Below are 22269 nucleotides of genomic sequence, written 5' to 3' on the forward strand. Positions count from 1 at the left end.
GCGCACCTCGGCACGAGGGCGGCGACGGCCTGTGGGCCGCGCAAGCATGCTAGGCGGCGATCCTGGGTTCGGCCGTGGGAAGACTTCCCGTGTCCGCTCAGGGTGTTGCCGGAGCGGGTTGGACCCGCCCCCTAGAATCACGGCCCATGCCTGCCGTTTCTTTCCAAGAGGTCGCCAAGACCTACAGCGGCGCGCGGGGACAGGTGCGGGCGCTCGACGGCGTCAGCTTCGACATCGAGCCAGGCGAGTTTTTCGGCCTGCTCGGCCCCAACGGCGCCGGCAAGACCACCCTGATCAGCATCCTCGCCGGGCTGGCGCGCGCCAGCGCCGGCCGCGTCACGGTGATGGGCCACGACGTGGTGGCCGATTACGCCGCTGCGCGCCGGGCGCTGGGCATCGTGCCGCAGGAGCTGGTCTTCGACCCCTTTTTCAATGTGCGCGAGGCGCTGCGCATCCAGAGCGGCTACTTTGGCGTGCGCCACAACGATGACTGGATCGACGAGCTGCTCGCCGGCCTGGGCCTGGCCGACAAGGCGAACGCCAACATGCGCCAGCTCTCGGGCGGCATGAAGCGCCGCGTGCTGGTGGCGCAGGCGCTGGTGCACAAGCCGCCGGTGATCGTGCTGGATGAGCCCACCGCCGGCGTGGATGTGGAGCTGCGCCAGACGCTGTGGCAGTTCATCGCCCGCTTCAACAAGCAGGGCCACACCGTGCTGCTGACCACCCATTACCTGGAAGAGGCCGAGGCGCTGTGCGGCCGCATCGCAATGCTCAAGCAGGGCCGCATGGTCGCGCTGGACCGCACCGCCAACCTGCTGGCCGATGCCAAGGGCAGCGTGCTGCGCTTCAAGACCGACGACACGCTGCCGCCCGACCTGGCCGCACGCGCCCGGGTGACCGGCCGCATCGCCCAGGTGGCCACCAAGGACGCGGCCGGGGTGGAAGCCGTGCTGACCCGCCTGCGCGAGGCCGGCGTGCGCATCGAGGACCTGGAGATCGGCCGCGCCGACCTGGAGGACGTGTTCCTCGCCATCATGCAGGGAGCCGCGCGATGAACCGCCATCCATTTCAAGGTGCGCGCACGCTGTTCTACAAGGAGGTGCTGCGCTTCTGGAAGGTCAGCTTCCAGACGCTGGGCGCGCCCATCCTGACCGCGGTGCTCTACCTGATGATCTTCGGCCATGTGCTGGAGGATCACGTCACCGTCTACGGCCGCGTGCCCTACACCGCCTTCCTGATCCCCGGGCTGGTGATGATGAGCCTGCTGCAGAACGCCTTTGCCAACACCTCGTCCAGCCTGATCCAGAGCAAGGTCACCGGCAACCTGGTGTTCCTGCTGGTGACGCCGCTGTCGCCCTGGGCCTGGTACCTGGCCTATGTGGGGGCATCGGTGGCGCGGGGCATGGCGGTGGGGCTGGGCGTGCTGCTGGTGACGATGTGGTTCTCACCGCCCGGGCTGGACAACCTGGCCTGGGTGCTGGTGTTCGCGGTGCTGGGCGCCACGCTGATGGGCTCGCTGGGCCTGGTGGCCGGCCTGTGGGCCGAGAAGTTCGACCAGATGGCCGCCTTCCAGAACTTCATCGTCATGCCCATGACCATGCTGGCCGGGGTGTTCTACTCGATCCACTCGCTGCCGGAGGTCTGGCAAGCGGCCAGCCACTTCAACCCCTTCTTCTACATGATCGACGGCTTCCGCCACGGCTTCTTCGGCGTGTCGGATGTGTCGCCCTGGCTGAGCCTAGCGGTGGTGGGCGGCTTCACCGTGGCGGTGGCCGCCTGGACGCTGCGGCTGCTGCACAGCGGGTACAAGCTGCGGGCCTGATCGGGGCGGAAGGCATCGGCGATAATCGCCGGATCATGGCCGATCCCACCCCCGCCCAAGTCAAGAGCTTCATCGCCGCCGGCCTCGCCTGCGAGCACCTGGAGGTGGACGGCGACGGCCGCCACTTCTACGCCACCATCGTCTCGCCGGCCTTCCAGGGCCTGCCGCGGGTGCGCCGCCACCAGCTGGTCTATGGCGCGCTGGGCGAGCGCATGCGCGAGGAGATCCACGCGCTGTCGATGAAGACGCTGACGCCGGCCGAATGGGCGGCCGATGGCGCCCAGGGCGGCCTGCAGCCGCTGGCGCCCCACTGATTTCTCTGATCCCGGTCGGTGCCGCGCGCAGCGGGATCGGCCCTGCTGCCTTTCCAGATGGACAAACTCCTGATCCGCGGCGGACGCCGCCTCCATGGCGAGGTCCGCGTCTCCGGCGCCAAGAACGCCGCGCTGCCCGAGCTGTGCGCCGCGCTGCTCACTGCCGAGCCGGTGGTGCTGCACAACGTGCCGCGCCTGCAGGACGTGTCGACCATGCTCAAGCTGGTGCGCCACATGGGCGTGACGGCCGAGCGCGACGACAACGGCACGGTGCAGCTGAACGCTGCTGACCTGACCAACCCCGAGGCGCCCTATGAGCTGGTCAAGACCATGCGCGCGTCGGTGCTGGCGCTGGGTCCGCTGGTGGCGCGTTTCGGCCACGCCAAGGTCTCGCTGCCGGGCGGCTGCGGCATTGGCTCGCGGCCGGTGGACCAGCACATCAAGGGCCTGCGCGCGATGGGCGCCGAGATCGATGTCGAGCACGGCTACATGATGGCCCGGCTGCAGCCCGGCCTCACCCGGCTGCGCGGCGCGCGCATCACCACCGACATGGTCACCGTCACCGGCACCGAGAACCTGATGATGGCCGCCGCGCTGGCCGAGGGCGAGACCGTGCTGGAGAACGCCGCCCAGGAGCCCGAGATCCCCGACCTGGCCGAAATGCTGATCCGCATGGGCGCCAAGATCGAGGGCCACGGCAGCAGCCGCATCCGCATCCAGGGTGTCGAGCGCCTGCATGGCTGCGAGCACAGCGTGGTGGCCGACCGCATCGAGGCCGGCACCTTCCTGTGCGCGGTGGCCGCCACCGGCGGCGATGTGCTGCTGCGCGAGGCCCGCGCCGATCACCTGGACGCGGTGATCGAGAAGCTGCGCGATGCCGGCGCCACCGTGCTGGAAGAGGCCGGCGGCGTGCGCGTGCGCAGCGAGGGCCGGCTGAAGGCGCAGAGCTTTCGCACCACCGAGTACCCGGGCTTTCCCACCGACATGCAGGCGCAGTTCATGGCACTGAACATCGTCTCCGAGGGCGCCTCCACGGTGACCGAGACGATCTTCGAGAACCGCATGATGCACGTCAACGAGTTGCTGCGCCTGGGCGCACGCATCCAGACCGACGGCCGCACCGCGATGATCGAGGGCGTGCCGCGCCTGTCGGGCGCCACCGTGATGGCCACCGACCTGCGCGCCTCGGCCTGCCTGGTCATCGCCGGCCTGGTGGCCGAGGGCGAGACCGTGGTCGACCGCATCTACCACCTCGACCGCGGCTACGACCGCATCGAGCGCAAGCTCGGCGCGCTGGGTGCCGACATCGAACGGATCTCGTGATGATCACCCTTGCCCTGTCCAAAGGCCGCATCTTCGAAGAGACGCTGCCGCTGCTGGCGGCGGCCGGCATCGAGGTGCTGGAAGACCCCGAGAAGACCCGCAAGCTGATCCTGCCCACCAACCAGCCCGACGTGCGCGTGGTGCTGGTGCGCGCCACCGACGTGCCCACCTATGTGCAGCACGGCGGCGCCGACCTGGGCGTGGCCGGCAAGGACGTGCTGCTGGAACACGGCGGCGAGGGCCTGTACCAGCCGCTGGACCTGAACATCGCCAAGTGCCGCATGAGCGTGGCGGTGCGCGAGGGCTTCGACTACGCCGCCGAGGTGCGCCAGGGCACGCGGCTGCGCGTGGCCACCAAGTACACCGAGGTGGCGCGCCAGCACTTCGCCGACAAGGGCGTGCACGTGGATCTGATCAAGCTGTATGGCTCGATGGAGCTGGCGCCGCTGACCGGCCTGGCCGATGCCATCGTTGACCTGGTCTCCACCGGCAAGACGCTGGTGGCCAACAAGCTGGTCGAGGTCGAGCACATCATGGAGATCTCCTCGCGCCTGGTGGTCAACCAGGCCGCGCTGAAACTCAAGCGCGACCGCCTGCGGCCGCTGATCGACGCCTTCGCCTCCGCCATCCCGGCCTGATCATGTCTGCCCTGAACCTGCGCCAGCTCGACACCCGCTCCCCCGACTTCGACGCCGAGTTCGCCCGCCTGCGCCACTGGTCGGCCGATACCGACGCGGCCATCGAGCAGCGTGTGGCCGACATCCTGGCCGACGTGCAGGCCCGCGGCGACGCCGCGGTGCTGGACTACACCGCCCGCTTCGACGGCCTCGCCGCCGGCAGCGTGGCCGCACTCGAGCTGACCCGCGAGGAGCTGAAGGCCGCGTTCGACGCCATCACCCCCGCCCAGCGCCATGCGCTGCAGGCCGCCGCCGAGCGCGTGCGCAGCTACCACGAGCGCCAGCTGGCCGCCAGCGGCCAGAGCTGGAGCTACCGTGACGAGGACGGCACCCTGCTGGGCCAGAAGGTCACGCCGCTGGACCGCGTGGGCATCTATGTGCCCGGCGGCAAGGCGGCCTACCCGTCCAGTGTGCTGATGAACGCCATCCCGGCCCATGTGGCTGGCGTGGGCGAGATCATCATGGTCGTGCCCACGCCCAAGGGCGAGAAGAACGCGCTGGTGCTGGCCGCCGCCTATGTGGCCGGCGTGACCCGCGCCTTCACGATCGGCGGCGCCCAGGCGGTGGCCGCGCTGGCCTATGGCACCGCCACGGTGCCGCCGGTGGACAAGGTCACCGGCCCCGGCAACGCCTATGTGGCCAGCGCCAAGCGCCGCGTCTTCGGCCAGGTGGGCATCGACATGATCGCCGGCCCCAGCGAGATCCTGGTGCTGGCCGACGGCAGCACCCCGCCCGACTGGGTGGCGATGGACCTGTTCAGCCAGGCCGAGCACGATGAGCTGGCCCAATCCATCCTGCTGTGCCCCGACGCCGGCTACATCGCCCAGGTGCGCGCCGCGATCGACCGCCTGCTGCCCACCATGCCGCGCGAGGCCGTGATCCGCGCCAGCCTGGAGGGCCGCGGCGCGCTGATCGTCACGCGCGACATGGACGAGGCCTGCGCGATCAGCAACCGCATCGCGCCCGAGCACCTGGAGGTCTCCAGCGCCGAGCCCCACCGCTGGGAGCCGCTGCTCAAGCACGCCGGCGCGATCTTCCTGGGCGCCTACACCTCCGAGAGCCTGGGCGACTACTGCGCCGGCCCCAACCACGTGCTGCCCACCTCGGGCACCGCGCGCTTTTCCTCGCCGCTGGGCACCTACGACTTTCAGAAGCGCAGCAGTCTGATCGAGGTCAGCGAGGACGGCGCGCAGGTGCTGGGCGTGATCGCCGCCGAGCTGGCCTATGGCGAAGGGCTGCAAGGGCACGCCCGAGCCGCGGAAATGCGCCTCAAGCGCTGAGCCGCTGCGGCAGCGGCAACTCTCCAAAAGCCTCCACCGGCAACACGCACTCGACGCGGCCTGCGGCGTCACGCACCTGGGCCGTGAGCCACGGCCAGGCGCTTTCGCTGGCTTCAATCAGGCCCTGGTTGGGTTCGTCCCACACGGCATGACTGCCCTTGGGCCCGAGCTGGTGGACGCGCAGCAGCTGGCCGGAGGCGGCGTCCCATAGGCGCAGGGAGTTGTCTCTGCTGGCGGAGACCACGCGTGCGCCGTCTGGAGAAAAGGCGCAGGCCTGGACTGGGCCCGAATGGCCCACCCAGGTAGCCAGGCACTGGCCGGAGGCGGCGTCCCACAGGCGCAGGGTGTTGTCATCGCTGGCGGAGACCATGCGGGCGCCGTCTGGAGAAAAGGCGCAGGCCTGGACCCAGTCCGAATGGCCCGCCCAGGTGGCCAGGCACTGGCCGGAGGCGGCGTCCCACAGGCGCAGGTTGTTGTCATCGCTGGCGGAGACCACGCGGGCGCCGTCTGGAGAAAACGCGCAGGCCTGGACCGGGCCCGAATGGCCCGCCCAGGTAGCCAGGCACTGGCCGGAGGCGGCGTCCCACAGGCGCAGGGAGTTGTCCCAGCTGGCGGAGACCACGCGTGCGCCGTCTGGAGAAAAGGCGCAGGCCTGGACCCAGTCCGAATGGCCCGCCCAGGTGGCCAGGCACTGGCCGGAGGCGGCGTCCCACAGGCGCAGGGAGTTGTCTCTGCTGGCGGAGACCACGCGGGCGCCGTCGGGAGAAAAGGCGCAGGCCTGGACCCAGTCCGAATGGCCCGCCCAGGTGGCCAGGCACTGGCCGGAGGCGGCGTCCCACAGGCGCAGGGTGTTGTCATCGCTGGCGGAGACCACGCGGGCGCCGTCTGGAGAAAAGGCGCAGGCCTGGACCGGGCCCGAATGGCCCGCCCAGGTAGCCAGGCACTGGCCGGAGGCGGCGTCCCACAGGCGCAGGGAGTTGTCTCTGCTGGCGGAGACCACGCGTGCGCCGTCTGGAGAAAAGGCGCAGGCCTGGACCGGGCGCGAATGGCCCGCCCAGGTGGCCAGGCACTGGCCGGAGGCGGCGTCCCACAGGCGCAGGGAGTTGTCCCAGCTGGCGGAGACCACGCGTGCGCCGTCTGGAGAAAAGGCGCAGGCCTGGACCGGGCGCGAATGGCCCGCCCAGGTGGCCAGGCACTGGCCGGAGGCGGCGTCCCACAGGCGCAGGGAGTTGTCTCTGCTGGCGGAGACCACGCGTGCGCCGTCGGGAGAAAAGGCGCAGGCCTGGACCGGGCCCGAATGGCCCGCCCAGGTGGCCAGGCACTGGCCGGAGGCGGCGTCCCACAGGCGCAGGGAGTTGTCCCAGCTGGCGGAGACCACGCGGGAACCGTCGGGTGAAAACGCGCAGGCCTGGAGCGGACCGGAGTGGCCTAGTTGGGGCAGCCACCTGGCGGTGAGGCCAGCGCCGGTCGGTAGGGCACCCTCGCGCGGCGGCCCGTGCCAGGACCGGTTGTGTGGCTGCCCACGGCGTGTCGCCTTGCAGCACCCAAGTGGCATGGGTGCGAACCTCATCGAACCGCCCCCCGGCCCAATGCACCTGCCGCATCCGGCTGCCCAGGAGCGAGCTGTCTTGCAACTGCACCTGAGGCGCCTGCACACGCAACCACTCACAACGATCCAACTGCGCACCTTGCAGGCGGGCCCGGTCCAGCCGTACGTCGTGCCACACGGTTTCGCGCAGCTCACAGCCACTGAAATTGGCGCCCATCAGGTTCAGCGGTTCAGTGGCCGAGCGGCCCTTGAAGGACCAGCCATGCAGGTGGGCACCGCGCATGTCGAAGCCAGCCAGGCTGGGGCAGGGCCAGCCGCGCCGGTGCGCCAGCAGGGCATAGCGCAGGTGCAACTCGCTGGCCTGGGCCAGGTAGTGTGGTTGCCAGGCCCTCAGGGTGGCGAGCAGGGCGGGCCCTTCGCCGTCGTCATGTGCTTCTTGCAGGCTCTGCGCCAGAAACTCCAGGGTCTCGTCGCTGGGGATGGGCAGTTGCCAGAAGGCGCGCTGGCCGATGCGCAAACCTTCCACCAGGTGCTGCGCGAGAAAGTACTCCTGCATCGAGCTGTGGGCAAACCGAAAGCCGCTGCGCATGCTGCCGTTGGGGCCGGCCACATCCTCGCGGGCCAGGAAGGTGGCGGTGCGCAACTGCTCTTCCAGCTTCTCCTTGTCGTAGCTGCCGTAGAGCTTCTGCATCGCCGGGCGGGAGTCCATCCATTCGTGGAACCAGGCCTCCAGTTCATCGGCGCGCACCAAGCGCTGGCCGCGCTGCCAGGTCCAGGCAGCCAAGTGGGCCATGAGTTGTTCGGCATGCTGGTCACGCAGCTGCCGCTTGCCTTTGTCTCGGTTCAGCCAGCTGTGGACCATCTGGCGGTATAGAGTGACGCCGTAGATTGGGCGGCCTTCAGTGCGCAGGCGCTCAAGTTCAGGTATGAACTGCGTCACCAGCTTGAGCGAAAACGGGCGGCTGGCCAGGTCGCTCAGGTTGTGCACGCTTTGGATCAGCGCCAGCGTGTTCTCAGCGTCCAGGCCCGGCAGGGCGTGGCGCAAATAGGTCAGCACTTGATCGTCGCGGAAGGGCAGCAGCACCAGGGCGCGGTAGTCACCGGCTTCGGTGGCACCCCGTCCCTGGGCGGTGAAGTGCGCGTTCTGGGCTTGCAGGGTGCGAAAGTATTGCGTGCGGCAAGACACCATCACCCGAGTGTTGGGGTTCCAGTCCTGGCCCGGCTGCGGTCGCAATGCCAGCAGGCCGTTGGTGAAGGTCTGGCCATCGGCCTCACTCAGATGCACCAGCACTTCGTCCAGACCGTCGAAGATCCACAGCTGGGCATGGTCGCGGCTGCGCGCCAGGAGGTCTTGCGCACTCGGGTGCGGGTGGGTCTTGGCCCAGCCCCGCGCGATGCATTCCGTGATGGTCTCTTCCAGTGTGGGGACGTGGTCACGGCCCTTCAGGCCACTGAGCGAGCGCAGGTCAAAGTACAGCGGCAACGGCAGGCCGGCCTGGCCATCGGCCTCACGCAGGTTCTCAACCGTGCGGGCGAAGCGCTGGCAGGAGATGGTCTTGCCCATACCGTATTCGCCTAGCACCGCGTAGAGGGGAGGGGCGCTGCCGTCGCGCAGCCAGGCCAGCAGGTCGTCCAGTACCAGCACACCGGCCTCGTTGTCCGCCTCCGCGTTGGCGGACTGCAGGGCGACAGTCTTGCGTTCACTGAAGCAGGTGCGCGTGCCGCGAGGATCTTCAACTTCGTAGGGCAGACCATCCACGTCATTCACCATGTGACCGGCCTTGGGTAGCCTGAACTGCGGTGCCTGGGCGAGCACCGTCGGCGTGCCAAAGGCTGCCCCCGCCGGCGGCATTGAGGGCTGGTTTGGGTGACCCCCGCCGCCTGAACTGGCGGGGAGGCGATCGGCGTAGCGGTCGAGCACGCGGTGGATCTGGTCGCGCAGGCCTTGCACCCATTCCTCGCGTTTTCGGCCACGCTCGGCAAAGGCCTTGTGATCAGGGTAGAAGATCTGGCGTGTCTTCAGACCCTGCGTGTCGATGTTGTTCAGGTCCAACCGCCTGAGCGCTACCGGCACGGCGCGTTTGCCGGGAGCAGTGCGCAGATTGCCGTCGATGAAGGCAGGCACCTCGTGCTTGCGGATGTAATCGCGCGAGAAGAAGTTTTCGCTCAGCGCGAGCAGGCCCAGGTGGCATTCGGCCAGCGCGGTCTGGATGTGCTGGTCCCAGTCATCGAAGGTCAGGATGTTCGTGTCGCGCCAGGGCACGAAGTGGTAGCGGTCGGAGTTGCCCAGCACCGTGCAAAGCTTTCGGAACAGGTCGTCGGCGTCCTTGCCGTCGTCGTGCGCGTAGCTGAAAAACCACTTCACCACTGGCTTGCCGGCATGCCATTCCGTCAGCGCGATGCGCGGTTCGTTCATCGGCATGCCGCGCGCGTCGTTGACCAGGCGGTCTTGCTCGCGGGCCAGCTCTGGCGTGGTGTGCTGCACGTCGAGCAAGGCCTCCCCTTCAAACCACACGGTACGGGCGTCGCCCTCGGAGCGCGCGTCGCTCACTGCGATCCGCACGGGCAGGTTGTGGGCTTCGGCCAATTCATTGAAGCGCTCTCGCAAGCGTTTGAACGCTTTGGTGCGGGCTTCCTGGGTGGGGCTGCTGGCGAACAGGCTGTTCAGCACCGCCTGCTGGTCGGTATGGCCGGTCGCACCCACCAAGGAGGCCATCGTGTCCAGGCGCTTTGCGTCAGTGGTGCCCAGCTCTGCGGCCAGCTTCTGCAGGTACACGCCGAGGTGTTGTGCGGTGAGGTTCATGATTGACGCCTCGAAATGTCGTTTCGTGTCTCAATGATGTCTGAATGAACTGATGCTGTCAAAGGGATGCTTCGCAACACGAACTTCGTGTTCCACGAACTTCGTGTTATCCTGCGGCCATCCCGCACCGGGAGCCCCTGCCCATGAAAAACGTCACCATCACCATGGAAGACAGCGTCGCCGAATGGGCGAGGCTGGAGGCGGCGCGCCGCAACACCAGCGTCTCGCGCCTGGTGGGCGAACTGCTGGCCGAGAAGATGCGGCACGACGATGCCTATGAGCGGGCGATGAACGAGTGGCTGGCGCGGCCGGCGCTGTTCGCCTCCGACGGCAGCGCCTACCCGAAGCGCGATGAGATCTATGCCGAACGACTCGATCGTCTTCGTTGACACCAACGTCCTGCTCTATGCGGATGATGCGGCCTTCCCGGCCAAGTCCGAGCGCGCACGCGAATGGCTGGCCGCGCTGTGGATGCGGCGCAGCGGTCGACTGAGCACGCAGGTCCTCAACGAGTATTACGCCAACGCCACACGCAAGCTGCGCCCACCGATGAAGCAGGGTGATGCGCGGGCCGAGGTGCGTCGCTACCAGCACTGGAAACCCTGGGCGATCGACCATCAGACGGTGGAGACGGCCTGGGCGATGGAGGCGCGCTTTCAGCTGAGCTGGTGGGACGCGCTGATCGTCGCTTCGGCCATCCACCAGGGCTGCCGCTACCTGCTGACCGAGGACCTGCAGCACGGCCAGCAGATCGACAGCGTGCAGATCCTGAACCCCTTCCTGGTCGGGCCCGCCGTGCTCGACGAACCCGCCCTGAAAGCCTGATGCCATGAGCGCCTCCCTGGCCGACCGCATGAAACGTGTCCTGCGTGCCGACGTGCAGGGCCTGCACGGCTATGCCGTGCAGCCCAGCGCCGGCATGGTCAAGGTCGACACGATGGAGAACCCGTTCCCGCTGCCGCCCGCGCTGCGCCAGCAGCTGGGCGCGCGCCTGGCCGAGGTGGCGCTGAACCGCTACCCGGCCGAGCGTGGCGATGTGCTGCGCGCCGAACTGGCCAAGCACGCGCAGATGCCCACCGGCTGCGACATCATGCTGGGCAACGGCTCGGACGAGCTGATCAGCCTGCTGACGCTGGCCGCCGATGTGCCCGGCAACGTGATCCTGGCGCCGCTGCCCGGCTTCGTGATGTACGAGCTGAGCGCCAAGCTGCAGGGCCTGCGCTTCGTGGGCGTGCCCACCACGGCCGATTTCCAGCTCGACGCCCCGGCCATGCTGGCCGCGATCCGCGAGCACCAGCCCGCCGTGGTCTGGCTGGCCTACCCGAACAACCCCACCGCCAACCTGTGGGACGACGGCGCGATCGACGCCATCATCGAGGCCGCCCCCGGCCTGGTGGTGATGGATGAGGCCTACCAGCCCTTCGCGTCGCGCGACTCGCTGGCCCGGCTGCAGCGCCACGAGCATGTGCTGCTGATGCGCACGATGAGCAAGTTCGGCCTGGCGGGGGTGCGCATTGGCTACCTGATTGGCCGCGCGCCGCTGATCCACGAGCTGGACAAGTTGCGCCCGCCCTTCAACATCAGCGTGCTGAACTGCGAGGCCGCGCTGTTCGCACTGGAGCACACGGACGAATACGAACGCCAGGCCGCGGTGATCCGCTGCGAGCGGGCCCGTATCTTCGAAGCGTTGCGGGCGCTGCCGGGCGTGCAGCCCTTTCCCAGCGAGGCCAACATGGTGCTGGTGCGCGTGCCCGATGCCGCCGCCATCTTCGCCGGCATGAAGGCGCGCCAGGTGCTGGTCAAGAACGTCAGCGGTCTGCATCCGCTGCTGGCCAACTGCCTGCGCATCACCGTGGGCACGCCGGAGGAAAATACGCAGATGCTGGCGGCCTTCGAGGCCGCGCTGAAGGACACCACCGCATGAGCACCGAGCGCATCGCCGAGATCCGGCGCGACACCAACGAGACGAAGATCCGTGCCAAGGTCAACCTGGACGGCAGCGGCCGCGCCAGCCTGGCCACCGGCATCGGCTTCTTCGACCACATGCTCGACCAGATCGCCCGCCACGGCCTGATCGATCTGGAGATCGAAGCCCAGGGCGACCTGCACATCGACGGCCACCACACGGTGGAAGACGTCGGCATCACGCTGGGCCAGGCGGTGGCCGCCGCCGTGGGCGACAAGAAGGGCATCACCCGCTACGGCCACAGCTATGTGCCGCTGGACGAGGCGCTCTCGCGCGTGGTGGTGGACTTCTCCGGCCGCCCGGGGCTGGCGATGGACGTGAAGTTCACCAGCGGCATGATCGGTGGCTTCGACACCCAGCTGACCTACGAGTTCTTCCAGGGCTTCGTCAACCACGCCGGGGTCAGCCTGCACATCGACAACCTCAAGGGCCACAACGCGCACCACCAGTGCGAGACGATCTTCAAGGCCTTCGGCCGCGCGATCCGCATGGCGCTGACGCCCGATCCGCGCTCGGCCGGCGTCATTCCGTCGACCAAGGGAAGCCTCTGATGAACGTGAGCCCCCAAGCTTGTCGCTTCGCGCCATCGCTACCCCCCGAGGGGGCTGACCTCCCTTGGGACGGCCCGGCGGGAGGTCGGCCATGACGCGAACCGTGGCCGTCGTCGACTACGGCATGGGCAACCTGCGCTCGGTGTCGCAGGCGGTGATGCATGTGGCCGCGGGCGAGGGGGTGGACGTCATCGTCACCCAGCGCCCCGAGCAGGTGCACGCCGCCGAACGCATCGTGCTGCCCGGCCAGGGCGCAATGCGCGACTGCATGCGTGAGTTTGCCGACTCCGGCCTGAAGGAGGCGGTGCTGGCCTCGGTGGCCGCCGGCAAGCCGCTGATGGGCGTGTGCGTGGGCATGCAGATGCTGCTGGACCACTCCGAAGAGCAGGACACACCCGGCCTGGGTCTGATCCCGGGCCGCGTGAAGCGCTTCCGGCTGGAGGGCCGCACCCAGCCCGACGGCAGCCGCTACAAGGTGCCGCAGATGGGCTGGAATCAGGTGCGCCAAGTCGGCAGCCACCCGGTGTGGGCCGGCGTGCCCGATGAATCGTGGTTCTATTTCGTGCACAGCTTCTACACCGCGCCGTCGGACCCGCGCCACAGCGCCGGCAGCACCGAGTACGGGGATCGCTTTACCTGCGCGGTGGCGCGGGATAATATTTTCGCCACCCAGTTCCACCCCGAGAAGAGCGCCGAGCATGGCTTGGCGCTGTACCGCAACTTCCTCCACTGGAACCCGTGACCCGCTGCCGGCCACGCCCTCTGCCTTCGCGTTGCTGCGCGTGATGCCCACGCGCGCCCGTCCACCCCACTTCCCACCCGCGCTCGACGAGCCATGCTGCTGATCCCCGCGATCGACCTCAAAGACGGTCAATGCGTTCGCCTCGAACAGGGCGACATGAATGTCTCCACCACCTTCGGGCAGGACCCGGCCGCGATGGCCCGGCGCTGGCTCGATGCCGGCGCGCGCCGCCTGCACCTGGTCGACCTGAACGGCGCCTTTGCCGGCAAGCCGATCAACGAGGGCGCGATCAAGGCCATCCTGAAGGAAGTGGGCGACGAGATCCCGGTGCAGCTCGGCGGCGGCATCCGCGACCTCGACACGATCGAGCGCTACCTGGATGACGGCATCAGCTACGTGATCATCGGCACCGCCGCGGTCAAGAACCCCGGCTTCCTGCGCGATGCCTGCACGGCCTTTGGCGGCCACATCATCGTCGGCCTCGACGCCAAGGACGGCAAGGTCGCCACCGACGGCTGGAGCAAGCTCACCGGTCACGAGGTGGTGGATCTGGCGCGCAAGTTCGAGGACTACGGCATCGAGGGCGTGATCTACACCGACATCGGCCGCGACGGCATGCTCACCGGCATCAACATCGAGGCCACCGTCAAGCTGGCGCAGGCGCTGAGCATCCCGGTGATCGCCTCGGGTGGCCTGTCCAACCTCGCCGACATCGAGGCCCTGTGCGCCGTGGAAAGCGACGGCGTCGAGGGCGTGATCTGCGGCCGCTCGATCTACACCGGCGCGCTGGACTTTGCCGCGGGCCAGGCGCGCGCGGACGAACTCAACGGCTGATTCCTTTCCGGCGCGGGCGGCTACCCGCGTCCCACTGCTGCGGCCACCGGCCGAACCCGCCATGCTGGCCAAACGCATCATTCCCTGCCTGGACGTCACCGGTGGACGGGTCGTCAAGGGCGTCAACTTCGTCGAACTGCGCGATGCCGGGGACCCGGTCGAGATCGCCGCGCGCTACAACGAGCAGGGCGCCGACGAGCTGACCTTCCTGGACATCACCGCCACCAGCGATGAGCGCGATCTGATCCTGCACATCATCGAGGCGGTGGCCTCGCAGGTCTTCATTCCGCTGACCGTGGGCGGCGGCGTGCGCACGGTGGACGACGTGCGCCGGCTGCTGAACGCGGGCGCCGACAAGGTCAGCTTCAACTCGGCCGCGGTGGCCAACCCGCAGCTGATCCGCGATGCCTCGGACAAGTACGGCTCGCAGGCCATCGTGGTGGCCATCGACGCCAAGAAGCGTGTCGGCGAGGACCTGGCCGCCAAGGGCCCGGGCTGGGACGTCTACACCCGCGGCGGGCGCAAGAACGAGCACATCGACGCCGTGGCCTGGGCGCGCCAGATGGCCGAGCACGGCGCGGGCGAGATCCTGCTGACCAGCATGGACCGCGACGGCACCAAGATTGGCTTCGACCTGGCACTCACCCGCGCGGTCAGCGACGCGGTGCCGGTGCCGGTGATCGCCTCGGGCGGCGTGGGCGCGCTGGAACACCTGGTCGAGGGCATCCAGGTCGGCGGCGCCGACGCGGTGCTGGCGGCCAGCATCTTCCACTACGGCGAGTTCACCGTGGCCCAGGCCAAGGACCGGCTGGCGGCCGCGGGCGTGCCGGTGCGGCGGTGAGCCCACCGCGCGCGGTGCGCATCGTCGGCGGGCAGTGGAAGCGCAGCCTGCTGCCGGTGGCCGACAAGCCCGGCCTGCGGCCCACGCCCGATCGCCTGCGCGAAACCCTGTTCAACTGGCTGGGCCAGGACCTGGATGGCTGGCGCGTGCTGGACGCCTTTGCCGGCTCGGGCGCGCTGGGCTTTGAGGCGGCCTCGCGCGGCGCGGCCGAGGTCACGCTGCTCGAGCAGGACGCCGATCTGGTGCGTTCACTGAACGCCTCGCGCGAGCGCCTGAAGGCCAGCACGCTGCGCGTGCAGCGCGCCGATGCGCTGGCCTGGATGAAGGGGGCGCCGGCGGCCTCGTTCGAGCTGGTGCTGCTGGATCCGCCCTTTGCCGCCGGCCTGGGCGAGCGCGCGCTGGCCGCCGCCGCGCGCCTGCTGGTTCCCAGCGGCCTGGTCTATCTCGAGGCCGGCGAGGCCTACAGCGGCGCCGTGCCCACACCGCTGCAGCCCTGGCGCAGCGGCCGCGTTGGCGCGGTGCACGCCGCCTTGTGGCAGCATGCCACCCCCACCGACGAAAGCGCGCCATGAGCCTCCAGCGCCCCGTGATCGCCGTCTACCCCGGCACCTTCGACCCCATCACCCTGGGCCACCAGGACCTGATCCGGCGCGCCAGCGCGCTGTTCGACAAGCTGATCCTGGCGGTGGCCGCCGGCCACCACAAGCGCACGATGTTCACGCTGGACGAGCGGCTGGCCATGGCCACCGAGGTCTCGGCCGAGTACGGCAACATCGAGGTGGTCGAGTTCCGCGGCCTGCTGCGCGACTTCGTGCTGGCGCGCAGCGGCAAGGTGGTGGTGCGCGGCCTGCGCGCGGTCAGCGACTTCGAGTACGAGTTCCAGATGGCCGGCATGAACCGCCAGCTGATGCCCGACGTCGAAACCATCTTCCTGACGCCGGGCGACCAGTACCAGTTCGTCAGCAGCACCTTCATCCGCGAGATTGCCACCTTGGGCGGTGATGTCTCGAAGTTCGTGGCACCGTCGGTGCTGTCGCGCCTGCGTGAGCGCGTGGCGCAGCCCAAGGAGTCCTGATGGCGCTGATGATCACGTCGGAGTGCATCAACTGCGACGTCTGCGAGCCCGAATGCCCGAACCAGGCGATCAGCATGGGCGACGAGTTCTATGTGATCGACCCGGCCCGCTGCACCGAGTGCGTGGGCCATTTCAACGAGCCGCAGTGCGTGCAGGTCTGCCCGGTGGAATGCATTCCGATCAACCCCTGGCACACCGAAACCCGCGAGCAGCTGCAGGCCAAGTACGAGCAGTTGCAGGCCGCAGCGGCGGCGGCCGACAAGCCGGCCTGAGCGCCCGCCTTCACCGTCATCGGCCAGGCGGGCGGGCCTGGGCCTTGTAGACCGGCAAGCCGTTCAGGCACTGCACACGCGCCTTGGCCTTGCCAGGGTGCTTGCCCGTTGGCCTTGCGCAGGGATGGTCGGAGGGCAGGGCGTCCAGGTCGTCGGGCTGACGCACCGGGATGCCGGCCGGCGCGGTGGCGGGCCGCCGCGTTCGCTCCTGGGCATGGCGCTCGGTGGCCAGGGCCTTGGCGCGTGCCTGCTCCTGCTGCAGTCGTTCGCGGGCTTCGGCGCGCTGCTCGGGGCTGCGGGCGTCGTCCACATCGACCGTGCGACCGCCGGCGCACGGGCTGTCCTGGTAGCTGCTGCCGCAGCGGTAGACCTCGGCCTGAGCGGCGCTCAGACCCAGCCATAAGAGCCCCCCGCACAGTACGCGGAGGGGCCGGGTACTGCGGGGCGGCGTGGGCATGGTCAGGTCTCGGTGGCGGGAGTGGGGGGTTCTGGCGACGGCGCCTTCGCCGGGTCGCGCGGCGGCTTGGGCCGCGGGGGGCGGGCGTGTATCTTCAGCTGGGCCTGGGCCATCTCGCCGGCCAGCAGCGCATCGAGCGTGGGCAGGGAGTCGTTGATGTTCTTCTCGATGGCTTCGCGCTCGGCCGCTGGCGGCTTGCGCAGCACGTAAGCAGCCACTTCGGACTTGACGCCCGGGTGGCCGATGCCCAGGCGCAGGCGCCAGAAATCGCCGCTGCCCAGTTGGGCCTGGATGTCCTTCAGGCCGTTGTGGCCGCCGTTGCCGCCGCCCTGCTTGAGCTTCATCTGGCCCGGGGGCAGATCCAGCTCGTCGTGGACCACCAGAATCTCGGGCGGCGCGATCTTGAAAAAGCGCGCCAGCGGTGCGACCGCCTTGCCCGAGAGGTTCATGTAGGTCATGGGCTCAAGCAGCCAGACGGGACCGGCCGGTCGGTTCACCCGCGCCACCAGGCCGTGGTAGGCGCGGTCATGCACCAGCGAGCCGCCCAGCCGGCGCGCGGCCTGTTCCACCCACCAGAAGCCGGCGTTGTGGCGCGTGTCCTGGTACTCGGGGCCTGGGTTGCCCAGGCCGACGATCAATCGAATCATGGGCCCGATTATCGGCGCCGCCCAGCGTCCGGCCGACCCTCTGATGGGGGAGGCTCGGCCGCCGGTGCCAGTGCCTGGCGGGCCCCGGCGATCACCGCCTGGCCGATCTGCTCCATCAGGCCTGGCGGGCCGCCGCGCGAGGCCTCGCCCTCGTCGCCGCCCAGGCGCCACTGGTGCCAGTGCAGCGCCACGTCGATCGTCACATCGGGCCGCAGCTGCACCAGGGTGCCCGCCAGGATCATCGGCCGCGCCAGCAACTCGGGCAGCACCGCGATGCCCCAGCCCATGGCCGCAGCGTGCGCGCCGGCTTCGGAGCTGGGCACATAGCGCTCCTTCAGGCGCGGCTCGCGCAGACCAAAGGCCTGGGCCACCCATTGCGCCTGCATGTCGTCCTTGCGGTTGAAGACAATGAAGGGCCGCTGCGAGAAATTGGCCGGCGTCAGCCCCTGGGGCAGCCAGCGCGCGATGAAGGCCGGCGAGGCCACCGCGATGTAACGCATCCGACCCAGCGGCTGCACCGTGCAGCCACGCAGCGCGGTGGCCACGGTGCTGACGCAGCCCAGCACCTCGCCTTGGCGCAGCCAGTCGTGGGTGAAGTCCTGGTCGTCGACGATCAGCTCCAGCCCGTAGCCCTGGCGCTGGCCAGCCTGCACCAGCGGGTCCAGCGCCGGCAGCACCCAGGTCGCCAGGCTGTCGGCATTGACGGCAATCGGCAGCCGCTCGTCGCGCGCCAGCGTGGCGCCCAGCTCGCGCGCGGCGTCGGCGCGCAGCGCCTGCATCTGGCGGGCGTAGCGCAGCAGCACCTTGCCGGGCTCGGTCAAGCGCAGCGGGCGGGCGCGCACCACCAGCAGGTGACCCACATGGGTCTCCAGCGCGCGCAGGCGCTGTGACACGGCGGACTGGGTGATCGACAGCAGCTGCGCCGCGCGCTCGAAACTGCCCGCCTCGGCCAGCGCGGCCAGGCAGTCCAGGCCGGCGGTGTCGAGCGCGTGCATAGCGGGGCTCCTGTATCAGATTCGCTAATGTAATCCCTGATTTGGCGATAGGTGTTCACCTGCAGGCCGCCGCTCCCAACAATCCGCCTCCACGGGCCCACGAGGCCCGGGCCACAGGAGACAGACCATGCGCATCGGTTGCCCCAAGGAGATCAAGAACCACGAGTACCGCGTCGGCCTCACGCCGGCCAGCGTGCGCGAGTTCACCACCCGCGGCCATGAGGTGCTGGTGCAGTCCGGCGCCGGTGCCGCGATCGGCCTGCATGACGAGCACTACGCCGCGGCCGGCGCCACCCTGGTGCGCGATGCCGCCGACATCTTCGCCCGTGCCGACATGGTGGTGAAGGTCAAGGAGCCGCAGCCGCAGGAATGCGCGATGCTGCGCGAAGGCCAGATCCTCTACACCTACCTGCACCTGGCCCCGGACCCCGAGCAGACCGCGGCGCTGGTCAGGTCAGGTGCGGTCTGCGTGGCCTACGAGACGATCACCGGCCCGAGCGGCGGCCTGCCCTTGCTGGCGCCGATGAGCGAGGTGGCCGGCCGCATGAGCGTGCAGGCCGGCGCGGCGCATCTGGAGCTGTCCAAGGGCGGCATGGGCGTGCTGCTGGGCGGCGTGCCCGGCGTGGAGCCGGCGCATGTGCTGATCATCGGCGCCGGCGTGGTGGGCACGCACGCGCTGCAGATGGCCATCGGCCTGGGCGCGCGCGTCACCGTGCTGGACAAGAACGTCGACCGCCTGCGCCAGCTGGACCTGGTCTTCGGCAACCGCATCAAGACGCTGTACTCCAGTGCCCAGGCGCTGGAGGAGAAGGTGTTGGAAAGCGACCTGGTGATCGGCGGCGTGCTGGTGCCGGGCGCCGCCGCGCCCAAGCTGGTCACCCGGCCGATGGTGCGCTGCATGAAGAAGGGCGCGGTGCTGGTGGACGTGGCGATCGACCAGGGCGGCTGCTTCGAGACCTCGAAGGCCACCACCCATGCCGAGCCCACCTATGTGGTCGACGGCGTGGTGCACTACTGCGTGGCCAACATGCCCGGCGCGGTGGCGCGCACCAGCACCTTCGCGCTGAACAACGCCACCATCGGCCATGGCCTGGCGCTGGCCACCAAGGGCTGGAAGCAGGCCATGAAGGAAGATCCGCACCTGAAGGCCGGCCTCAACGTGGCCGCCGGCAAGGTGACCTACCAGGCGGTGGCGCGCGACCTGGGCTACGACTACGTGGCCGCCGACTCGCTGCTCTGACCGGCCCCAGCAACGACAAAGCCCCGCCAAGGCGGGGCTTTGGTCTTCCGGGAGGAAGGGCAGATTACTTCTTGCCCTTCTTGCCCTTCTTGTCGTCGGCGGCCGGCGCGGCAGCCACGACGATGACTTCTTCTTCCTTGGCTTCGGCCACGGAGACGATCACCGGGTCCTTGGTGCCGTGCTTGACCAGCTTGGCGGCGGCCGGCAGCACCAGTTCCGAGGCGTGCAGGCTCTTGCCCTTCACCAGACCCGACAGGTCGACGGCGATGAACTCAGGCAGCTCAACCGCCAGGCACTCGATCTCGACTTCGGTGGCGTTGTGGTTGACGATGCACTTGTCGGTCTTGACGGCCACCGAGTTCTCCTCGCCGGAGAAGTGCAGCGGCACCTTCTTGCGCAGCTTGGTGGTGTTGTCCACGCGCTGGAAATCGACGTGCAGCACCTGGGCCTTCCAGGGGTGCATCTGGAAGTCGCGCAGCAGCACCTTCTGGGTGGCGCCGTTAAGCTCCATGTCCAGGATGGACGAGTGGAAAGCTTCCTTCTTCAGCGCGAAGAAGAGGGCGTTGTGGTCCAGCTCGATCATGGCCGGTTCACCCGCGCCAAACACGATGCCGGGCACCTTGCCCGTGTTGCGCAGGCGGCGGCTCGCTCCGGTCCCCTGCAGCTTGCGCTCGAAAGCGACGAATTGCATGACTGCTCCTTGTTGGAGTCGGGGCCTCCCGCGACCAGGCCGGCCCCTGTTGAAAAGGCGCGACCCCCTGGCCGCGCCGGCGGATGCGGATCAGAAGTTGTTGTTCTGCTCCGCGAAGAGGGAGGTGACCGACTCGCCGTCAGAAATGCGGCGGATGGTCTCGGCGAACAGGAAGGCCACCGACAGCTGGCGGATCTTCTTGCAGGCTTTGCCCGCGTCGGACAGCGGGATGGTGTTGGTGATGACCACCTCGTCGAGGTGCGACTTCTCGATGCGCTCGATCGCCGGGCCCGAGAACACCGCGTGCGTGCAGTAGGCGTAGACGTGCTTGGCGCCGCGGTCCTTCAGCACCTCGGCCGCCTTCACCAGCGTGCCGGCGGTGTCGATCATGTCGTCCATGATCACGCAGTTGCGGCCCTCGATCTCGCCGATGACATGCATCACCTCGGAGACATTGGCCTTGGGGCGGCGCTTGTCGATGATGGCCAGGTCGCAGCCCAGCTGCTTGGCCAGCGCGCGGGCACGCACCACGCCGCCGACGTCCGGGCTGACCACCACCAGGTCGGGGTAGTTCTTGGCCTTCAGGTCGGTCAGCAGCACCGGGCTGGCGTAGATGTTGTCGACCGGGATGTCGAAGAAGCCCTGGATCTGGTCGGCGTGCAGGTCCATGGTGAGCACGCGCTCGACGCCCACGGTTTCCAGCAGGTTGGCCACCACCTTGGCGCTGATCGGCACGCGGGTGGAACGCGGACGGCGGTCCTGGCGGGCATAGCCGAAGTAGGGGACCACGGCGGTGATGCGGCGTGCGCTGGCACGCTTGAGCGCATCAACCATGATCAGCAGCTCCATCAGGTTCTCGTTCGTCGGCGCGCAGGTGGACTGCACGACGAAGACATCGCGGGCGCGCACGTTCTGCTGGATCTCGACGGTGACTTCGCCGTCGGAGAATCGGCCGACGCTGGCCTTGCCCAGCTCGACGCCCAGATGCGAGGCGATCTCGCGGGCCAGCACCGGGTTGGCATTGCCCGTGAACAGGACGGTGTTGAACAGCACGTCGGATTCTCCGGAGGTGGCAGGGCGAGACAAGATCTGCAAACGAAGACCGCGCCCCAACATGACTTGCAGGCGCGGTCGGTTCTATGAAGTGATTTGGCAGGGGAGGAAGGACTCGAACCCTCGCATGTCGGAATCAAAATCCGATGCCTTGACCAACTTGGCGACTCCCCTACACAGGACCGCGACCCGCTTGCGCAGGCCACGACCCGACAACCGTGGCTTTCAGCCGAAGAGGTCTTCCAGCGGATGACGCTCCAGGCTGCGGCACAAGCGCCCCACCCAGCCTTCAGGCAGATCCGCGAACGGGTCTGGTCCCTCGGGCATGGTCGCCAGAGATGGCGCGCCAGTGCCGTTGTCGATACCTGCAAATGCCGCGCTGCCTGAACCCGTCATCCGGCCGTGACCGAAATGCCGCGTCAGCCAGCTGATCGCTTCCGACACCTCCGGACGGATCGCTTCGGCGGCGGGTTGCAAATCGTTCTTCCAGACCCCTCCGGTGGCTTGCGCCGCCATCAGTTGTGAAAGATCTGCTGCATCAGCAAGTAAGCCCGCTACTGTAGCAGGTTTGGTGTCTCTTGTCAGCAGTGGACTGGAAAAAATCTGCGCCGTGGGCAGGGCGACCGGCGGTTTCACCACCGCAAAGCGTTGCGACGGCCAGGCCACCGGGGTGAGCTGCTCGCCGACGCCCTCCACCCAGGCCGGGCCGGTGCCCAGGAAGAACGGCACATCGGCGCCCAGCGTGGCGCCCAGCGGCAGCAGGCGCTCGCGCGGCCAGTGCAGGTCCCACAGGACATTCAGGCCGCGCAGCACGGTGGCGGCGTCCGAGCTGCCGCCGCCCAGGCCGGCGCCCCAGGGCACCTGCTTGTCGATCGAGATGTCCACGCCCCAGGCGCAGCCGCTGGCCTGCTGCAACGCGCGCGCGGCGCGCAGGCACAGGTCGTCGGCCGGCAGCGTGGGGCCCAGGTCGTGGCGCTGCAGGCGGCCGTCGGCGCGGCGCTCCAGGTGCAGGGTGTCGGCCCAGTCGATCGGCAGGAACAGCGACTGCAGCAGGTGGTAGCCATCGGCCCGCCGACCCACCACATGCAGGAACAGGTTGAGCTTGGCCGGGGCGGTCAGGTTGGTGAGCATGTTCAC

The 22269-nt window shown here is 68.9% G+C and carries 24 protein-coding genes, 1 tRNA gene and 2 pseudogenes; 17 read left to right on the forward strand and 10 right to left on the reverse strand.

The window, feature by feature from the left end; translation table 11 throughout:
- Nucleotides 1-146: 146 nt before the first annotated feature.
- Genes KAK06_RS04040 through hisD form a run of 6 tightly spaced genes read left to right on the forward strand, consistent with a single transcriptional unit; the run spans nucleotide 147 to nucleotide 5416 of the window.
- Nucleotides 147-1055: an ABC transporter ATP-binding protein gene (locus KAK06_RS04040; protein WP_210800600.1), complete on the forward strand. Its 909-nt coding sequence runs from the start codon at nucleotides 147-149 to the stop codon at nucleotides 1053-1055.
- Nucleotides 1052-1822, forward strand: a complete 771-nt coding sequence (locus tag KAK06_RS04045) for an ABC transporter permease (protein WP_210800602.1) — start codon at nucleotides 1052-1054, stop codon at nucleotides 1820-1822. The genes KAK06_RS04040 and KAK06_RS04045 overlap by 4 nt, the downstream gene beginning before the upstream one ends.
- A gap of 35 nt (nucleotides 1823-1857) precedes the next feature.
- Entirely contained in the window at nucleotides 1858-2136 is a 279-nt protein-coding gene (locus KAK06_RS04050; RefSeq protein ID WP_210800604.1) for a BolA family protein, read from the forward strand.
- Nucleotides 2137-2193: 57 nt separating this feature from the next.
- Nucleotides 2194-3459 carry a UDP-N-acetylglucosamine 1-carboxyvinyltransferase gene (gene murA, locus KAK06_RS04055; RefSeq protein WP_210800606.1) on the forward strand — a complete coding sequence of 422 codons (1266 nt, stop codon included), beginning with the start codon at nucleotides 2194-2196 and terminating at the stop codon, nucleotides 3457-3459.
- Nucleotides 3459-4097, forward strand: coding sequence for an ATP phosphoribosyltransferase (gene hisG, locus KAK06_RS04060; protein ID WP_210800608.1), 639 nt, complete (start codon nucleotides 3459-3461; stop codon nucleotides 4095-4097). The genes murA and hisG overlap by 1 nt, the downstream gene beginning before the upstream one ends.
- Nucleotides 4098-4099: 2 nt before the next feature.
- Nucleotides 4100-5416: a histidinol dehydrogenase gene (hisD, locus tag KAK06_RS04065; protein WP_210800610.1), complete on the forward strand. Its 1317-nt coding sequence runs from the start codon at nucleotides 4100-4102 to the stop codon at nucleotides 5414-5416.
- On the opposite strand, the gene KAK06_RS24020 is transcribed toward hisD, so the two are convergent.
- The 3 genes and pseudogenes from KAK06_RS24020 to KAK06_RS04085 form a co-directional block, all read right to left on the reverse strand.
- Complete coding sequence (locus KAK06_RS24020; RefSeq protein WP_310741028.1) at nucleotides 5406-6290, reverse strand: WD40 repeat domain-containing protein; 885 nt, start codon at nucleotides 6288-6290, stop codon at nucleotides 5406-5408. The two genes, hisD and KAK06_RS24020, sit on opposite strands and share 11 nt — an antisense overlap.
- Nucleotides 6291-6302: 12 nt before the next feature.
- Nucleotides 6303-6986: pseudogene (locus KAK06_RS24640) on the reverse strand (WD40 repeat domain-containing protein); the annotation flags it as partial.
- A 109-nt stretch (nucleotides 6987-7095) separates the two neighbouring features.
- Nucleotides 7096-9768, reverse strand: a pseudogene (locus tag KAK06_RS04085) (NACHT domain-containing protein); the annotation flags it as partial.
- Between the two features lie 143 nt (nucleotides 9769-9911).
- On the opposite strand from KAK06_RS04085, the gene KAK06_RS04090 reads away from it, so the two are divergent.
- The 10 genes from KAK06_RS04090 (at nucleotide 9912) to KAK06_RS04135 (ending at nucleotide 16049) form a co-directional block, all read left to right on the forward strand.
- Nucleotides 9912-10157, forward strand: coding sequence for a DUF6364 family protein (locus KAK06_RS04090; protein ID WP_210800614.1), 246 nt, complete (start codon nucleotides 9912-9914; stop codon nucleotides 10155-10157).
- A complete protein-coding gene (locus KAK06_RS04095) occupies nucleotides 10129-10593 on the forward strand; it encodes a PIN domain-containing protein (RefSeq protein WP_210800616.1) in 465 nt (154 codons plus the stop codon). The genes KAK06_RS04090 and KAK06_RS04095 overlap by 29 nt, the downstream gene beginning before the upstream one ends.
- 4 nt (nucleotides 10594-10597) lie before the next feature.
- The gene (gene hisC, locus KAK06_RS04100; protein ID WP_210800618.1) at nucleotides 10598-11692 is read left to right on the forward strand and encodes a histidinol-phosphate transaminase; all 1095 of its coding nucleotides are present in this window, start codon (nucleotides 10598-10600) and stop codon (nucleotides 11690-11692) included.
- The gene (gene hisB / locus KAK06_RS04105) at nucleotides 11689-12285 is read left to right on the forward strand and encodes an imidazoleglycerol-phosphate dehydratase HisB (RefSeq protein WP_210800620.1); all 597 of its coding nucleotides are present in this window, start codon (nucleotides 11689-11691) and stop codon (nucleotides 12283-12285) included. Before hisC ends, hisB begins: the two co-directional genes overlap by 4 nt.
- Before the next feature lie 91 nt (nucleotides 12286-12376).
- Nucleotides 12377-13027 carry an imidazole glycerol phosphate synthase subunit HisH gene (hisH, locus tag KAK06_RS04110; protein ID WP_210800622.1) on the forward strand — a complete coding sequence of 217 codons (651 nt, stop codon included), beginning with the start codon at nucleotides 12377-12379 and terminating at the stop codon, nucleotides 13025-13027.
- A 93-nt stretch (nucleotides 13028-13120) separates the two neighbouring features.
- Nucleotides 13121-13861 (forward strand): 1-(5-phosphoribosyl)-5-[(5-phosphoribosylamino)methylideneamino]imidazole-4-carboxamide isomerase, encoded by a 741-nt coding sequence (hisA, locus tag KAK06_RS04115; protein WP_210800624.1) that lies wholly within the window; start codon nucleotides 13121-13123, stop codon nucleotides 13859-13861.
- A gap of 61 nt (nucleotides 13862-13922) precedes the next feature.
- Complete coding sequence (gene hisF / locus KAK06_RS04120) at nucleotides 13923-14702, forward strand: imidazole glycerol phosphate synthase subunit HisF (protein WP_210800626.1); 780 nt, start codon at nucleotides 13923-13925, stop codon at nucleotides 14700-14702.
- Nucleotides 14699-15274, forward strand: a complete 576-nt coding sequence (gene rsmD, locus KAK06_RS04125; protein ID WP_310741029.1) for a 16S rRNA (guanine(966)-N(2))-methyltransferase RsmD — start codon at nucleotides 14699-14701, stop codon at nucleotides 15272-15274. Before hisF ends, rsmD begins: the two co-directional genes overlap by 4 nt.
- Nucleotides 15271-15777 (forward strand): pantetheine-phosphate adenylyltransferase, encoded by a 507-nt coding sequence (gene coaD / locus KAK06_RS04130; RefSeq protein ID WP_210800627.1) that lies wholly within the window; start codon nucleotides 15271-15273, stop codon nucleotides 15775-15777. The genes rsmD and coaD overlap by 4 nt, the downstream gene beginning before the upstream one ends.
- The gene (locus KAK06_RS04135; RefSeq protein WP_210800629.1) at nucleotides 15777-16049 is read left to right on the forward strand and encodes a YfhL family 4Fe-4S dicluster ferredoxin; all 273 of its coding nucleotides are present in this window, start codon (nucleotides 15777-15779) and stop codon (nucleotides 16047-16049) included. The genes coaD and KAK06_RS04135 overlap by 1 nt, the downstream gene beginning before the upstream one ends.
- Before the next feature lie 16 nt (nucleotides 16050-16065).
- Here the strand turns inward: KAK06_RS04135 and KAK06_RS04140 are convergent, their stop codons facing one another.
- Genes KAK06_RS04140 through KAK06_RS04150 form a run of 3 tightly spaced genes read right to left on the reverse strand, consistent with a single transcriptional unit; the run spans nucleotide 16066 to nucleotide 18148 of the window.
- Complete coding sequence (locus KAK06_RS04140) at nucleotides 16066-16506, reverse strand: hypothetical protein (RefSeq protein ID WP_210800631.1); 441 nt, start codon at nucleotides 16504-16506, stop codon at nucleotides 16066-16068.
- A 2-nt stretch (nucleotides 16507-16508) separates the two neighbouring features.
- Entirely contained in the window at nucleotides 16509-17153 is a 645-nt protein-coding gene (pth, locus tag KAK06_RS04145) for an aminoacyl-tRNA hydrolase (RefSeq protein WP_210800632.1), read from the reverse strand.
- A gap of 8 nt (nucleotides 17154-17161) precedes the next feature.
- The gene (locus KAK06_RS04150) at nucleotides 17162-18148 is read right to left on the reverse strand and encodes a LysR family transcriptional regulator ArgP (protein WP_210800634.1); all 987 of its coding nucleotides are present in this window, start codon (nucleotides 18146-18148) and stop codon (nucleotides 17162-17164) included.
- 127 nt (nucleotides 18149-18275) lie between these two features.
- Between KAK06_RS04150 and ald the strand changes: the two genes are divergently transcribed.
- Nucleotides 18276-19388 carry an alanine dehydrogenase gene (gene ald, locus KAK06_RS04155; RefSeq protein ID WP_210800636.1) on the forward strand — a complete coding sequence of 371 codons (1113 nt, stop codon included), beginning with the start codon at nucleotides 18276-18278 and terminating at the stop codon, nucleotides 19386-19388.
- A gap of 64 nt (nucleotides 19389-19452) precedes the next feature.
- On the opposite strand, the gene KAK06_RS04160 is transcribed toward ald, so the two are convergent.
- The 4 genes from KAK06_RS04160 to ispE form a co-directional block, all read right to left on the reverse strand.
- Complete coding sequence (locus KAK06_RS04160; RefSeq protein ID WP_210800638.1) at nucleotides 19453-20079, reverse strand: 50S ribosomal protein L25/general stress protein Ctc; 627 nt, start codon at nucleotides 20077-20079, stop codon at nucleotides 19453-19455.
- A gap of 90 nt (nucleotides 20080-20169) precedes the next feature.
- Complete coding sequence (locus tag KAK06_RS04165; protein WP_310741030.1) at nucleotides 20170-21132, reverse strand: ribose-phosphate pyrophosphokinase; 963 nt, start codon at nucleotides 21130-21132, stop codon at nucleotides 20170-20172.
- A 97-nt stretch (nucleotides 21133-21229) separates the two neighbouring features.
- Nucleotides 21230-21306 (reverse strand) — tRNA-Gln (locus KAK06_RS04170).
- A 51-nt stretch (nucleotides 21307-21357) separates the two neighbouring features.
- Nucleotides 21358-22269, reverse strand: a complete 912-nt coding sequence (gene ispE / locus KAK06_RS04175; protein WP_210800640.1) for a 4-(cytidine 5'-diphospho)-2-C-methyl-D-erythritol kinase — start codon at nucleotides 22267-22269, stop codon at nucleotides 21358-21360.

Source organism: Ideonella aquatica (genome assembly GCF_018069755.1).
GTDB classification, from domain to species: domain Bacteria; phylum Pseudomonadota; class Gammaproteobacteria; order Burkholderiales; family Burkholderiaceae_C; genus Ideonella; species Ideonella aquatica.